This window comes from Pseudomonas sp. Root71 (assembly GCF_001429045.1).
Taxonomy (GTDB): Bacteria; Pseudomonadota; Gammaproteobacteria; order Pseudomonadales; family Pseudomonadaceae; genus Aquipseudomonas; species Aquipseudomonas monachiensis.
The window spans coordinates 206,619-220,154 of sequence record NZ_LMHY01000028.1 but is presented as its reverse complement, the minus strand read 5'-3'; the positions used below and the strand labels follow the sequence as shown (position 1 = coordinate 220,154).

11 protein-coding genes are annotated in these 13,536 nt (G+C 61.9%); 2 read left to right on the top strand and 9 right to left on the bottom strand.

What is annotated here, in order from left to right; all coding sequences use genetic code 11:
- The first annotated feature begins 449 nt into the window (after positions 1-449).
- Both ASD95_RS23345 and ASD95_RS23340 read left to right on the top strand, forming a co-directional pair.
- Complete coding sequence (locus ASD95_RS23345; RefSeq protein WP_056727751.1) at positions 450-1,934, top strand: NCS1 family nucleobase:cation symporter-1; 1,485 nt, start codon at positions 450-452, stop codon at positions 1,932-1,934.
- A gap of 148 nt (positions 1,935-2,082) precedes the next feature.
- Positions 2,083-3,351, top strand: a complete 1,269-nt coding sequence (locus ASD95_RS23340; protein WP_056727749.1) for a Zn-dependent hydrolase — start codon at positions 2,083-2,085, stop codon at positions 3,349-3,351.
- Positions 3,352-3,442: 91 nt separating this feature from the next.
- On the opposite strand, the gene ASD95_RS23335 is transcribed toward ASD95_RS23340, so the two are convergent.
- The 9 genes from ASD95_RS23335 to ASD95_RS23295 all read right to left on the bottom strand — a co-directional run bounded on the left by ASD95_RS23335 (position 3,443) and on the right by ASD95_RS23295 (position 13,525).
- The gene (locus ASD95_RS23335) at positions 3,443-3,901 is read right to left on the bottom strand and encodes an REP-associated tyrosine transposase (RefSeq protein WP_056728094.1); all 459 of its coding nucleotides are present in this window, start codon (positions 3,899-3,901) and stop codon (positions 3,443-3,445) included.
- A 174-nt stretch (positions 3,902-4,075) separates the two neighbouring features.
- A complete protein-coding gene (locus tag ASD95_RS23330; RefSeq protein WP_056727747.1) occupies positions 4,076-5,221 on the bottom strand; it encodes an XdhC family protein in 1,146 nt (381 codons plus the stop codon).
- Between the two features lie 140 nt (positions 5,222-5,361).
- The gene (locus ASD95_RS23325) at positions 5,362-6,750 is read right to left on the bottom strand and encodes an amidohydrolase family protein (protein ID WP_056727745.1); all 1,389 of its coding nucleotides are present in this window, start codon (positions 6,748-6,750) and stop codon (positions 5,362-5,364) included.
- Positions 6,751-6,762: 12 nt separating this feature from the next.
- Positions 6,763-8,124, bottom strand: a complete 1,362-nt coding sequence (locus tag ASD95_RS23320; protein WP_056727743.1) for a nucleobase:cation symporter-2 family protein — start codon at positions 8,122-8,124, stop codon at positions 6,763-6,765.
- Positions 8,125-8,375: 251 nt separating this feature from the next.
- Positions 8,376-9,422, bottom strand: a complete 1,047-nt coding sequence (locus ASD95_RS23315; protein ID WP_056727741.1) for a CobW family GTP-binding protein — start codon at positions 9,420-9,422, stop codon at positions 8,376-8,378.
- Between the two features lie 73 nt (positions 9,423-9,495).
- Positions 9,496-10,125 (bottom strand): UbiX family flavin prenyltransferase, encoded by a 630-nt coding sequence (locus tag ASD95_RS23310; protein WP_056727739.1) that lies wholly within the window; start codon positions 10,123-10,125, stop codon positions 9,496-9,498.
- On the bottom strand, positions 10,122-11,507 hold the full coding sequence (locus ASD95_RS23305; protein WP_056727738.1) for a UbiD family decarboxylase: 1,386 nt from the start codon (positions 11,505-11,507) through the stop codon (positions 10,122-10,124). Before ASD95_RS23305 ends, ASD95_RS23310 begins: the two co-directional genes overlap by 4 nt.
- A gap of 178 nt (positions 11,508-11,685) precedes the next feature.
- Entirely contained in the window at positions 11,686-12,591 is a 906-nt protein-coding gene (locus tag ASD95_RS23300; protein ID WP_053158646.1) for an amidohydrolase family protein, read from the bottom strand.
- A 4-nt stretch (positions 12,592-12,595) separates the two neighbouring features.
- Positions 12,596-13,525, bottom strand: coding sequence for an amidohydrolase family protein (locus tag ASD95_RS23295; protein ID WP_056727736.1), 930 nt, complete (start codon positions 13,523-13,525; stop codon positions 12,596-12,598).
- Positions 13,526-13,536: the final 11 nt, after the last annotated feature.

Sequence of the window (13,536 nt, the reverse complement as noted above, 5' to 3'; positions counted from 1 at the left end):
CAGGATTAAACGCTAGCTGCAGTTTTACGAATCGGCAAGAATATTTTTTATAAGCTTATTCTGTTACTAACTAATTGATATTTAAGTATTAAATTTAAGAATCACCAAAATGGTGAGGCTGTTCACCATTTTGACGCACTTGACAGGATCGAAAAATAGTCAAGATTTCTTATGTGAAATCAGCTGTTTGAGTATGGTCTATGGTTGATGCGCAGCCATTGAAAAAAAGATCAATGCACCAGTTTGAGTCCTGACTGTTTCGACAACTTGCCTGGCATTCGGCCTGAGTGGCCTGACAAATAGTCGAGTCAGCGAATAAAACTGATAAACATCAGTGGGTTGCAATGTGTTTATGGAACTGCCCGATGCGTATTCGGGGTACACGGCACGTTTATTGATGTCGCCAGCCCCCGATGAGCAACAATAATCAAAAGAACAGTGGAGCGGCCATGCAACAGATCAGATCGCAAGTGACCGAGCGCGACGGCTTGTTCGAGCTCGAAGCCGGCAGCGATGTCCTCGACAGTCCCCGTTACAACCACGACATTGCACCGACCAAGGTGCGCGAACGCACCTGGAACAAATGGCACATCACCGCGCTGTGGGTCGGCATGGCGATCTGCGTGCCGACCTACACCCTCGGTGGCGTGCTGACCGCGTACTTCGGCCTGTCCGTCGGTGAAGCGCTGCTGGCGATTCTGTTTGCCAACATCATCGTGCTGATTCCCCTGACGCTTAACGCCTTTCCCGGCACCAAGTACGGCATTCCCTTTCCGGTGTTGCTGCGCTCGTCCTTCGGCGTGCTCGGCTCCAATATTCCGTGCCTGATTCGCGCCCTTGTGGCGTGCGGCTGGTTCGGCATCCAGACCATGTTCGGCGGGCTGGCGATTCACCTGTTCCTCGGCTCGGTGTTCGAGGGCTGGAAGTCCCTGGGCGGCACCGGCGAGGTCATCGGCTTCATGGTGTTCTGGGCGCTGAACCTGTGGGTGGTGATTCGCGGCGCCGAGTCGATCAAATGGCTGGAAACCCTGTCGGCTCCGCTACTGGTGCTGGTGGGCGTAGGCCTGTTGGTCTGGGCCATGCCCAACGTGTCGATGACCGAATTGCTGGCAATTCCGGCCAAGCGTCCCGAAGGCGCCGGCGTGGCCAGCTACTTCGCCGCCGGGCTGACGGCGATGGTCGGCTTTTGGGCCACGCTGTCACTGAACATCCCGGACTTCAGTCGCTACGCGAAAAGCCAGAAGGACCAGATCGTCGGGCAGATCATCGGTTTGCCGCTGACCATGTTCCTGTTCGCGTCCCTCGGCGTGGTGATGACCGCCGCGTCGGTGAAACTGGTGGGGGTGACGGTGTCCGATCCGGTGACCTTGATCGGCCATATCCAGAGCCCCGTTTGGGTCGCACTGGCAATGGCGCTGATCATCATCGCCACGCTGTCGACCAATACCGCAGCCAACATCGTGTCGCCGACCAATGACTTCCAGAACATCGCGCCCAAGGCGATCAACCGCACCAAGGCAGTATTGCTCACCGGGTTTGTCGGGTTGGCATTGATGGCCCATGAGCTGCTGAAAAAACTGGGCCTGATTGTCTCGGACGTCAGTCTTGAAACCGTCTATTCCAACTGGTTGCTTGGCTATTCCAGCCTGCTGGGGCCGATCGCCGGGATCATGGTGGTGGACTATTTCCTGATCAAGAAACAGCAACTGGACCTTGCGGGCCTGTATCGCGATGACGTGTATCCGGCGTGGAACTGGAGCGGGTTCATCGCGTTTGGTGTGCCGGTGGTGCTGACGTTGTTGTCCCTGGGCAGCGATGCGTTCAGCTGGTTCTACAGCTATGGCTGGTTTACCGGTTCGGCGCTGGGTGGGATTATTTATTACGGGTTGAGTGTGATGCGGCCCAGCCCGTCTGTTGCGAAATCTGCGGTGTGAACACCGGCCCCATCGCGAGCAAGCTCGCTCCCACAGGTCTTGTGAACACCCGAGAACCCTGTGGGAGCGGGCTTGCTCGCGAAGACGGCCGCACAAACACCAACAAATTGCCTGAAGAAACACACAAGAACAGCCTGAGGAGATCATCATGAACGCGGCCGTAGACGTTCTGCAGTCCAGCCATCAGCACATCAACCGCGACCGCCTGTGGCAATCGCTCATGGAACTGGCCAGGCTCGGCGCCACGGTCAAGGGCGGCGTGTGTCGCCTGGCCCTGACCGACCTCGACCGCCAGGCCCGGGACATCTTCGTCAAGTGGTGTGAGGAGGCCGGCTGCACCGTCAGCATCGACGCTGTCGGCAATATCTTCGCCCGTCGTCCCGGGCGCAATCCCGACCTGCCACCGGTGATGACCGGCAGTCACATCGACACCCAGCCCACCGGCGGCAAGTTCGATGGCTGCTTCGGGGTGCTGGCGGGCGTCGAAGTGCTGCGCACCCTCAATGATCTGAACATCGAAACCGAAGCGCCGCTGGAAGTGGTGGTCTGGACCAACGAGGAAGGCTCGCGCTTCGCCCCGTGCATGATGGGTTCCGGCGTGTTCGCGGAAAAATTCACCCTCGAGGAAACCCTGGCCAAGGTCGATGCCGAGGGTGTGACCGTGGGTGAAGCACTGAATGCCATTGGCTATGCCGGCCCACGCAACGTCAGCGGCCACAAAGTCGGTGCCTACTTTGAAGCTCACATCGAGCAAGGCCCGATCCTTGAAGACGAACACAAGACCATAGGCGTGGTCATGGGCGCCCTCGGGCAGAAATGGTTTGACCTCAAGTTGCGCGGTGTCGAAGCCCACGCCGGCCCGACCCCGATGCACCTGCGCAAGGACGCCCTGGTCGGCGCCGCGGTAATCGTCGGTGCGCTCAATCGCGCCGCCCTGAGCCACCAACCTCATGCCTGCGGCACCGTGGGTTGCCTGCAAGCCTATCCCGGCTCGCGCAACGTCATACCCGGCGAAGTGCGCATGACCCTGGACTTCCGGCACCTGGAACCGGCGCGCCTGGACTCGATGATCGCCGAAGTGCGCGAAGTCATCGAAACCACCTGCGAAGAACACGGCCTGACCTTCGAACTCACGCCAACGGCCGACTTCCCGCCGCTGTACTTCGACAAAGGCTGCGTCGAAGCCGTGCGCGGCGCCGCCCAAGGCCTGGGCCTGTCGCACATGGACATCGTCAGCGGCGCAGGCCACGACGCAATCTTCCTCGCCGAACTCGGCCCGGCCGGGATGATCTTCGTGCCCTGCGAAGGCGGCATCAGCCACAACGAAATCGAAAACGCCGCGCCGGATGACCTCGCGGCCGGTTGTGCGGTGTTGTTGCGGGCGATGCTGGCGGCTTCGGCGGCATTGGCTGCTTGATCGGCAAAAGATCGCAGCCTGCGGCAGCTCCTACAGGGGACGCATTCTCCGTAGGAGCTGCCGCAGGCTGCGATCTTTTGATCGTGATTCTTCAAACCCAAATGGCATCCCACAACGGATAATCCCCAATTCGCTTCACCAGCCCTGCGCGCAAGGGATTCATAACGATGTAGCGGGCAGCGTCTTTGATGTCTTCCTCTTTGCGCAGTGCCCGATCGTAGTAGCCGCGTTGCCACACTTGGCCTAAGTCTCCCAACATCAGATTGATCGACCGGCTGCTTCTGGATTTGATGCGACACATAAGCTCGGCCAATGTGCCTTGGTTCAGTTCGACCAACCAATGCAAATGGTCCGGCATCACTACCCAGGCCAAGGAATTTACGGTGGCGCTTTCATCGGCACTGCGCAGTTGACTGACAAGCTGACGTCCCAAATGAACGTCTGAGAACACCGGTCGACGTTGATGAGTGACTGCGGTCAGCAGATAGATACGCCCTGATTCGGAAACCCGAGCTTTACGCAGACGGCATCCTTTTGCAGCGATAGGCATTCCGTTGCCCTCTTTGAACGAGTGGATCATTGAACACTAGCCGAGAGTTTTCGCTCCATTTGCCCGAGGTTTTTCGGTTTGTTTCGAGTAACTTGAAAAGATCGCAGCCTGCGGCAGCTCCTACAGGGGATGCATTCTCCGTAGGAGCTGCCGCAGGCTGCGATCTTTTGATCTTCAACCCACCGCTACGACCTCAAGCTTTTCACTGATCGACAGATCCGCCGGGTGAATCGGTTTGCGCCGATGCCTGAGCATCCCGCCCTGGCGTTGATTCATCACCGCCGTCATCTCCGCGAGTATCGACAGCGCCACGTTTTCCGGTGCATCGCCACCCAGGTCGAGGCCCATCGGGTAATGCAGGGCGCACGTACCCGGACCGATTTCAGCCAGCAAGCGCTCCGTGCGCTCCTTCGGACCGAGTTGGCCAAGGTAGGCGGGCGCGGCTTGCAACAGTTGTCCGAGCCAGTGCCGGTCCTGGCAATAGCTGTGGGTCATCACGGTCACGGCGGCGCCGTCGGTCAGGGGGCGCAGGTCGAACGGGTTGTCGAGGCTGGCGAAGATCACCGCATCGGCCTGGGGGAAGCGTTCGGGGCGAGCGAAGTGGCTGCGACTGTCGATCACCGAGACGTGCCAGTTCAGCAGTTTGGCCATGCGCACCAAGGGCTGCGCGTCGTGGCCGGCACCGAAGATCACCAAACGAGGTGGCGGGGCGATGTATTCGAAAAACACTTCGACTTCACCACGGGCGTCGGTGTAGAGGCGTATCGATGATTTTTTTTGCGCCAGTGTCTTGCGCAGGTCCTGGCGAATCGCGATTTTCAATGGCAGGTTGCGCAGGGTGCCATCGGTGTCGGACAGCAGACGGTCACCGACCCGCGCCGAGGCATTGCGAGACGTGGCGATCACCGTGGCCATGGCGGCCGGTTGTTGACTGTCACGTACACGGCGCAGCAGTTCGATTGCAGGTGAGGGCGACTTTGCGTGCAGGCGTTCAAGCATGACGAATACCGTGCCGTTGCAACCCAGGCCAAAGGTCAGGGCGCTTTGCTCATCGTCCTCATCCTCGGTGGCGCCGGTGCTGTAGCGGCGCACCACGGGTTCGCCGGAGTCGGTCAGCCACCAGGCTTTTTTCGCCAGGTCCTGCTCCAGGCAACCGCCGCTGACGGTGCCGACGGTGCGGCCGTGCAGAGGAATGAGCATTCGTGCGCCGGGGCGGCGATAGGCCGAGCCTTCGACCTTGACCACGGTGGCGAGGATGGTTTCTTCGCCGGCCTGGGCGCCGGTGTCGATGGCTTGTAGAAGATCATTGAGGCCGGACATGGCATCTCTTCCTGAAAATGAACGCGATCCTGTAGGAGCTGCCGAAGGCGGCGATCTTTTGACCTTGATCTTAAAAAAAGCAAAATCAAAAGATCGCAGCCTTCGGCAGCTCCTACAGGGGGATTTGTGTTGGTGGTGGGTCAGTCGTCCACGCTCATCAACTGCCGCACCCCATCCCACGCCTCGGCCCGCATCCGCTGCACATCCAGCCCCGGAATCACGCCGTTATCGACCACCACCCGGCCACCGACCAGGCTGTACTTCACCGCAATCGGTTCGCCCGCCACCACGGGCGCCACGGCAATGTCGTGGAAGCCGAAGAAGCGCGGATGGTCCAGACCGTAGATCACCAGGTCCGCCGCCTGACCGATTTCAAGGGTGCCGACCGCACCCAGCCCCAGCACCTGTGCACCACCCGCCGTGCCCCAGTGGATGACATCTTCGGCGGTGGTGGCCGAGGCGCCTTGCCCGGCCCGGTGAATCAACCACGCGGTGTTCGCTTCACCGACCATGCTTCCGGATTCGTTGGACGCCACGCCATCCACGCCGAGGGAAATCGGCACCCCGGCTTCGAACATCTGCGGCACCGGTGCCACGCCGCTACCCAGGCGCGCATTGCTCACCGGGCAGTGGGAAATGCCGGTGCCGGTTTGCGCGAGCATGCGGATTTCACCGGGTTGCAGGTGCACCGCGTGGGCGAACCACACGTCCGGGCCGAGCCATTCGTGTTCGGCGACGAACTCCACCGGCAGGCAGTTATATTTCTCGCGGCAGAAATTCACGTAGTTCTGGGTTTCCGACAGGTGCGTGTGCAGGCGCAAGCCAAGGCCCCGGGCGGTGTGGGCCAGTTCCCGCAGCAGCGTCGGCGGCAGGGAAAAAGTCGGCGTGGTCGGTGCGACGACCACCCGGCGCAAGGCGTCCGGGGTGTCCTGGTGATAACGGGATTTCAGTCGTTCGATGTCACCGACCATCTGGTCCAGGGTTTCCGGTTGCAGCGCGGTCTTCGAGAAACCCGGATGGGCGCTGGCCGACTCCAGCGCGCCGCCCCGGCACAGCACGAAACGCAGGCCGAATTCCCCGGCCATGTCGAACAGCAGGTCACCGGTCTCGGTGCTGCCGTTGGCATGGTAGAGGTAATGGTGATCGGCGCAGGTGGTCACCCCCGACAGTAGCAACTCGGCCATGCCCAGTTGTGCGGCGATCCGCGCCAATTGTGGGGTGAAGCGGTTGAGGCGCGGGTAGGGCACGCTGGCCAGCCAGCCTTGCAGGTCCTGGTTCAAGCCTTCGGGCACGGCTTTGAGCAGGTTCTGGAACAGGTGATGGTGGGTGTTGATCCAGCCCGGATACACCACCGAGTTGCGCGCATCGATCACCCGTTCACCGGGTTGCGCGTCAAGGCCGGCGGCCATTTCGGCGATGCGACCGTTGACGATGCGGATATCCACGGCGCCGGCCCGGGCCCGTGGGCCGCGCAGGCCGGTCATTACCGCCAGCGGGTTCTTGATCAGGATGTTTTGCAGTTCAGTCATGGTCGGCTCCGGTCAGAGGCTGTGGGTGGCGGATTTGCTGGCGGCGGCATCAGGCACGCTGACACCGTTGAGGGTGGCGTTGAGCAACACCGACACCAGGCAGGCGATGACCACGCTGCTGTGCAGGAACGGCTGCGACCACTCGGGCAGTTGCTTGAACAGGGCCGGGGCCAGCACCGGCACCAGGGCGGCGGCGATGGTGAAGCCGACGATCAGCACGTTGTAGCGATTGCGCTCGTAGTCGACCTTGGCCAGGGTCTGGATCCCCGCCGCCGCGACCACGCCGAACATGGCGATCCCGGCACCGCCGAGGGCTGCGGTCGGCATCGAGGCGATGATCGCGCCGGCCTTTGGCACCAGCGCCACCGAGCACATCAGCAGGCCGCTGACCGCGACGACCCAGCGACTGCGCACGCCGGTGAGGATCACCAGCCCGACGTTCTCCATGAAGGCAATGAACGGAAACGCCGCGAACATCCCGGCGATGGTGCTGGCCAGGCCATTGGCGCGCAGACCGTTGATCACCTGTTTTTCTTCCACCGGTTTGTCGACGATGTCGCCGATGGCCACGAACAGCCCCATGGACTCGACCATCTGCACGATCATTACCACCACCATGGTGGCGATGGGGATCAGGCTGAAGGTCGGCAAGCCGAAGTAGAAGGGGTACGGCACGGTGAGCCATGGCGACTCCTGCACACTGTGAAAACTGCCCATGCCCAGCCCGTAGGCCAGCGCCGCGCCCACCAGCATGCCCACCAGCACCGCCATATTGCGCAGCATCGGGCTGCCGTAGCGGTTGACCAGCAGGATGCTGAGCAATACCACTGCCGCAACAGCCAGGTACGCCGGTGCCCCGAAGTCGCTGGCATGCCGCCCGCCGCCGACCCACTCATAGGCAATCGGGAACAACTGCAAGCCGATCACGGTGACGATGCAACCGGTGACCACCGGTGGAAAGAAGCGCCGCAGTCGACCCACGAAGGGTGCCATCAGCATGGTGAAAATCCCCGCGCCGATCACCGCGCCGCAGACTCCGGCGAAACCGACTTGCGGGTTGGTGCCGATGGCGATCACCGGCCCCACGCTGCTGAACGCCACGCCCTGCAGGATCGGCAGGCGCACGCCGAATTTCCAGAAACCGACGGTTTGCAGCAGGGTGGCGATGCCCGAGCAGAACAGCGTGGTGCTGATCAGCACCACGGTATCGGCCTGGGACATCTTCAAGGCGCTGGCGACAATCAACGGCACGGCGATGGCGCCGATGTACGAGACGGCCATGTGTTGCAGGCCGAGGGTGAGCATTTGCCGTACCGGCAGAATCCGGTCGACGGGGTGGATGGTGGACGTTACAGGGGTATTGGCTGACGACATGGGGAATCACCTCTTGCTGTTTTTATGCTGTAGAGAGGGGTATTCGTTCTGATGCCGGAGAGTTCAGGTTCACAGTGATCCCGGTGGGAGCGGGCTTGCTCGCGAAAGCGGTGTGTCAGTCAACGAAGATGTTGAGTGTGACGGCCTCTTCGCGAGCAAGCCCGCTCCCACAGGTTCTGTGTTGCCTTGACCGATTGGCATCAGTCATTCGTGTGCCCGGAACCGCCATCCACCGGCTCCGATGCCTTTTTTCAGCCTGCCAGGCAGGCGGCAAAGCCCTGGTTCAGGGCCGCGCGGTCCAGGTCGCGGCCGATGAACACAATCTTGCTGGAGCGCGGTTCGGTGCCCCATGAAGTGGAGGCCCGGAACTCGACGAGGCTGTGCACCCCTTGCAGCACATAGCGCTGGTCTTGATCGGCCACCGCCAGCACGCCCTTCATGCGGTACAGGTTGTCGGCCTGCTCGGTACGCAGTTTCGTGATCCAGCGATGGAAATCACCGAGGTTGACCGCGCCGTCCACGGCGATGCCCACCGACGACACGCTCGGGTCGTGCTCATGGTCGGGCTCGTCATGGTCGTGATGATGCTCATCGGCGTGGTGGTCGTGTTCGGCGCCGATTTCCATGAGTTTCTGCGTGGACTCGAAGGCACCGATACCAAGGATCTTCGACAGATCGATCTCGGCGTAGCTCGAGGTCACCAGGTCCGCCGTGGCATTCAGGCCCCGGATTTTGTCGCTCAGGGACGCCACTTCGGCGGCGCTGACCAGGTCGACCTTGTTGATGACGATGCGGTCGGCGCAGACGATCTGGTCCACCGCCTGGTTGTCCACGCCGTCGAGTTGCAGGTCTTCCAGGTGCTGGGCGATGTGCTTGGCATCGACCATGGTGACGATGGCGTCCAGTTCCACTTCATCGGCAATCGGGTCGTTGATGAAGAAGCTCTGGGCTACCGGGTAGGGGTCGGCCAGGCCACTGGTTTCGATCAGGATGTGGTCTAGCCGCACGGGCCGCGCCACCAGTTCGCGGACGATGCGCACCAGGTCCTCGCGGACCTCGGCGGTGCAGCACACGCAGCCGTTGACCATCTCATAGATTTCTTCGGTTTCGGAGCTGAGCACCAGGTCGCCGTCGATGCCGACTTCGCCGAATTCGTTTTCGATCACGGCGATCTTGCGTCCGTGGTTTTCCTTGAGGATGTAGTTGAGCAGGGTGGTTTTGCCGGCGCCGAGGAAGCCTGTGAGGATGGTCACCGGGATTTTGGTGTTCGGGGTCGGGGCGTTGAATGGGGTGTTCATGTGATGCTCCTTGGTAACGATCGGTCGGAGTGCTTTCAACTGTGGGAGCGAGCTTGCTCGCGATGAGGCCATATCAGCTGGCATTGATGCGGACTGACCCACCGCTATCGCGAGCAAGCTCGCTCCCACAGGGGGTTGGGTGTTCTCTCCAGCGTCGCGCTGTCCCGGCGTCGAGGCCGAACAGGTCGAGGACACGGCCGAGGCTGTGGTCGACCATTTGCGCAAGGTCTTGCGGGCGGGCGTAAAAGGCCGGCACGGGCGGGGCGATGATCCCGCCCATCTCGGTGATTGCCGTCATGTTGCGCAGGTGGGCGAGGGTCAGCGGGGTTTCCCGGGCCATCAGCACCAGGGTGCGACGTTCCTTGAGGGTGACGTCGGCGGCGCGGCCGATCAGGCCCGAAGAGGTGCCGGTGGCGATTTCCGCCAGGGTGCGCATGGAGCAGGGCGCCACCACCATGCCCAGGCAACGGAACGAACCGCTGGCGATCCCGGCGGCCACGTCGTCGGCACGGTGGTAATGGCTGGCCAGCGCGGTGACGTCGGCCAGTTTGTAGTCGGTTTCGTGGGCCATGGTCAGCAGTGCGGCGCGGCTGATGACCAGATGGGTTTCGATGTTCAACTCGGCGAGCAATTGCAGCAGGCGCACGCCGTAGATAAAGCCCGACGCACCGCTGATGCCGACCACCATGCGCTGGCGGTTCATGATTGCAGGCCTGCGAGCAGTTGGCGGGCACGCTCGACCACTTCCTGGTCCAGCTGCGCCTTGATCCCGTCGAAACCAGAGCCGCGAGTGGCGTCCAGGCCCATGCGCGAGGTGGTGCCGTTGACCGAGGACGACGGGTCCAGCGGGCTGCCGGGCAGGCCATCGATGACGAAGATGTCCTGATGCGGCTGGAAGTGCGTGGCCAGCGCCCACAGCACCTGGCTGTCGTCGCCGATGTCGATGTCGCTGTCCACCGCGATCACGGTCTTCAGGTACGGGTCCCAGCCGAGCAGGGCGAGCATGATCTGCCGCGCCTCGCCGTCGCGGCTCTGGTCCAGGGCGACGTAGCAGTGGAAATGGGTGCCGGAATTGGGGTAGTGCACGGCGGTGACGGCGGGGAAGCGAGCTTTGAGTTTCTCGCTCATTTCCGCTTCCCGGGGCAGCCGCGCCAGGGTCAGGTGTTCGGCATATCGCCCACCGACCACGTCCACCAGCCAGGCATCCTTGCGCCGCATCAGGGTGTCGACCCGCAGCACATTGTTGGTCGAACGATCCGAGGAATAGCCGCTGAACTCACCGAACGGGCCTTCTTCGGCATAGGCCGTCGGATCGATGGCGCCTTCCAGGACAAACTCCGCAAAGGCCGGCACGCCGATGCCGTAGCGCGGGGTTTTCACCAGCTCCAGCGGCGCGCCGAACAAGCCGCCGGCCACCGCGCGCTCATCGCTACCGAACGGCAAGCGTGCCGCCGCCGCCAGCATGAACAGCGGGTGCGCGCCGACCACCATGGCCACGCGCAATTCTTCGCCGCGCTCCCGGGCGGTTTGCAGCATGCGCCACAGGTGACCGCGTGAATGCAGGCTGGTGGCGAGGGTCTGCCGTGCATGGCGCATCGAGCGGTGATAGCTCATGTTGGCAATGCCGGTGACCGGGTCTTCGGCAATGATGATCGCGTTGGTGATATAGGGGCCGCGGTCACTGTCAAAGTGCTTGAGCATTGGCAGCAGCGCAAGGTCCACGGCTTCGCCTTCGAAGATTTCATCCAGCACCGGGCCGGTTTCCACGTAGCGCGGGGCGATGGGGTTGTTGGCGCGCTTCTGGAAAGTCTCGTGCAATTGCGCCGGGGCAACGCCGAACATCCGGGCGATGCGGGTGCGGGAGGCGAACAGGTTGGTGACCACCGGCGCGCCGAAGTTGCCGACTTTTTCGCAGATCAGCAGCGGATCGCGGCCCTGGGTGGCGAGGGTGTCGACCAGGGCGGTGACGTCCTGGTCGGCTGAAAGGGATTGCCGGACGGTGAGCACATCGTCCGGGTATTGCCGGCGATAGGCGTCTAGAAAATCGTGAAAATCCTGGGTATCGCCGAGCGTCGAGAGGGTCATGGTTTCACCTCGTGAAAAGCAATGCTGTGCGTTCAAGTAACTCTTGAAGCTAGCGAGAACCCTGTGGGAGCGAGCTTGCTCGCGATAGCAGAGGGTCAGTTGACGTCAGTGTTGAATGTGACGCCGTCATCGTCGGAACGCCGCCCGGAACAAGCTCGCTCCCACAGGTTCCGAGGCGCTAGAGGTAAGTCGTGGTCAGACGAATGTCCGCCTCGATCAGGTCCTTGGGCGGCGGTGTCGGTTCGATGCCGCACAACCGGGCGATGTTGTTGCCCAAGTAGTCCTCAAGGTGATCCTCATCGATGCCCAGGCCTTGCGGCGCAGGCGAGCACAACACTTCGAGTTCGCGCAGCCACATGCCCGGTTCATTCGGCGGCGAGTCAGTGCCGAACACGATCTTGTTACGCGGCAGGTCCTTGGCGAACTCGACGATCCGCGACTGGAAGCACCAACCGGATTCGCAATAGACGTTCGGCGTGTCCATCGCCATCCAGAACGCTTCGAACGAGTAGTTGCCGCCGGTCTGGATGCCGAAGTGGCCGATGATGAAATTGACCATCGGAAACTCGCGGATGATCGGGTAGAACATCGTCGGGATGGTGTACGGCCCGTCCCCGGTGTGGATCAGCACCACGATGTTGTACTTGGCGCAGACCTTCATCGCCGGACGCAACCAGTCCAGCGCCCGGTCCGGGCGATAGCCGTGCATGTTGGCGTGTAGCTTGAGCATCTTGAAGCCGTATTCCTTGATGTGGAATTCCAGCTCCGCCGCACCGTTTTCCGGTCCCCAGCGCGGGTTGAAGTTGAAGTTGCCGATGAAGCGGTCCGGGTATTTCACGCACAGTTCGGCGACGTAGGACATGTAGTCACGCACACCCTCACGACCCCGGCGGTTGCCGTCGCGATAACCAGTGTTGCCTGGTGGCGGCTGGATGAAGCCCATGTCGATGCGGCGCGGCTTGCCGTTGATCATGTACGGGCCGTCCATCAGCTTGAGCATGCGCTCGCCGGTGAAGGGTTCGCCGGTGTGGCGCCAGGCCTCGTCGACCAGGTTGGTAGGGTGCAGATGGGTATCGATAATCATCGGTTCAGCTCCTGGCCAGTTGCGTGGTGACGGGGCGCTTGAGCTGCGCCTCTGCTTCGCAAACGGAACGAGGTGGCGGGGTCGGTTCGAGGCCGATCATCCGTGCGGTGTTGTTGCCCAGGTACTCTTCGAGGGTGTCCTCGTCGAGGTTCAGGCCCTGCGGCGGTTCGTGGCACAACACTTCCAGCAGGCGCAGCCACATGCCGGGTTCGTTCGGCGGCGTATCGGTTCCGAACAGGATCTTGTGGGTCGGCAGGACCTTGGCGAACTCGACGATCCGCGACTGCAGGCACCAGCCCGATTCGCAGTAGACGTTGGGCAATTCCATCGCCCATTGCATCGGCTCGAACACGTAGACCCCGCCGGTCTGCACGCCGAAGTGGGCCATGATGAAATCGACGTTGGGGAATTCCTTGATCATCGGCACCCATTCCGACGGGATGCTGTAAGGCCCGTCGCCGGTGTGCAGCTTGACCGGGATGCCCAGCTCGGCGCATTTCTCGAAGGCGGGGCGCACCCAGTCCAGGGCGCGGTCCGGACGGTAGGCGTGCATATTGGCCTGCATCTGGACCATCTTGAAGCCGTGTTCCTTGACATAGCGCTCGATGGCCTCGACGCCGTTCTCCACGCCGCAGCGCGGGTTGTAGACGAAGCAGCCGATGAAACGGTCCGGGTAGGTCTGGACCATTTTCAGCGTGTAGGCCATGTAGGCGTCGATGGACTCGCGGCCGGTCAGATCGCCGTCGGTCCAGGTGTAGATGGTGTTGCCCTGGGGTGGCTGGATGAAGGCTTTGTCGATGCGGCGAGGTTTGCCGTTGACCATGTACGGGCCATCCATCATCTCCAGCAGACGCTCGCCGGTGAACGGGTCACCGTCATGCCTCCAGGCGAGGTCCACCAGATCGGTGGGATAGCAGCTGATATCGATGATCATTGAAGTCGATC

Excerpts from the sequence above, each read along its gene's own strand:
- ASD95_RS23320 (WP_056727743.1), bottom strand. The coding sequence starts at position 8,124 with ATGTCGTCAGCCAATACCCCTGTAACGTCCACCATCCACCCCGTCGAC.
- ASD95_RS23345 (WP_056727751.1), top strand. The coding sequence starts at position 450 with ATGCAACAGATCAGATCGCAAGTGACCGAGCGCGACGGCTTGTTCGAG.
- ASD95_RS23330 (WP_056727747.1), bottom strand. The coding sequence starts at position 5,221 with ATGTCCGGCCTCAATGATCTTCTACAAGCCATCGACACCGGCGCCCAG.
- ASD95_RS23295 (WP_056727736.1), bottom strand. The coding sequence starts at position 13,525 with ATGATCATCGATATCAGCTGCTATCCCACCGATCTGGTGGACCTCGCC.
- ASD95_RS23325 (WP_056727745.1), bottom strand. The coding sequence starts at position 6,750 with ATGACTGAACTGCAAAACATCCTGATCAAGAACCCGCTGGCGGTAATG.
- ASD95_RS23300 (WP_053158646.1), bottom strand. The coding sequence starts at position 12,591 with ATGATTATCGATACCCATCTGCACCCTACCAACCTGGTCGACGAGGCC.
- ASD95_RS23315 (WP_056727741.1), bottom strand. The coding sequence starts at position 9,422 with ATGAACACCCCATTCAACGCCCCGACCCCGAACACCAAAATCCCGGTG.
- ASD95_RS23310 (WP_056727739.1), bottom strand. The coding sequence starts at position 10,125 with ATGAACCGCCAGCGCATGGTGGTCGGCATCAGCGGTGCGTCGGGCTTT.
- ASD95_RS23340 (WP_056727749.1), top strand. The coding sequence starts at position 2,083 with ATGAACGCGGCCGTAGACGTTCTGCAGTCCAGCCATCAGCACATCAAC.
- ASD95_RS23305 (WP_056727738.1), bottom strand. The coding sequence starts at position 11,507 with ATGACCCTCTCGACGCTCGGCGATACCCAGGATTTTCACGATTTTCTA.
- ASD95_RS23335 (WP_056728094.1), bottom strand. The coding sequence starts at position 3,901 with ATGCCTATCGCTGCAAAAGGATGCCGTCTGCGTAAAGCTCGGGTTTCC.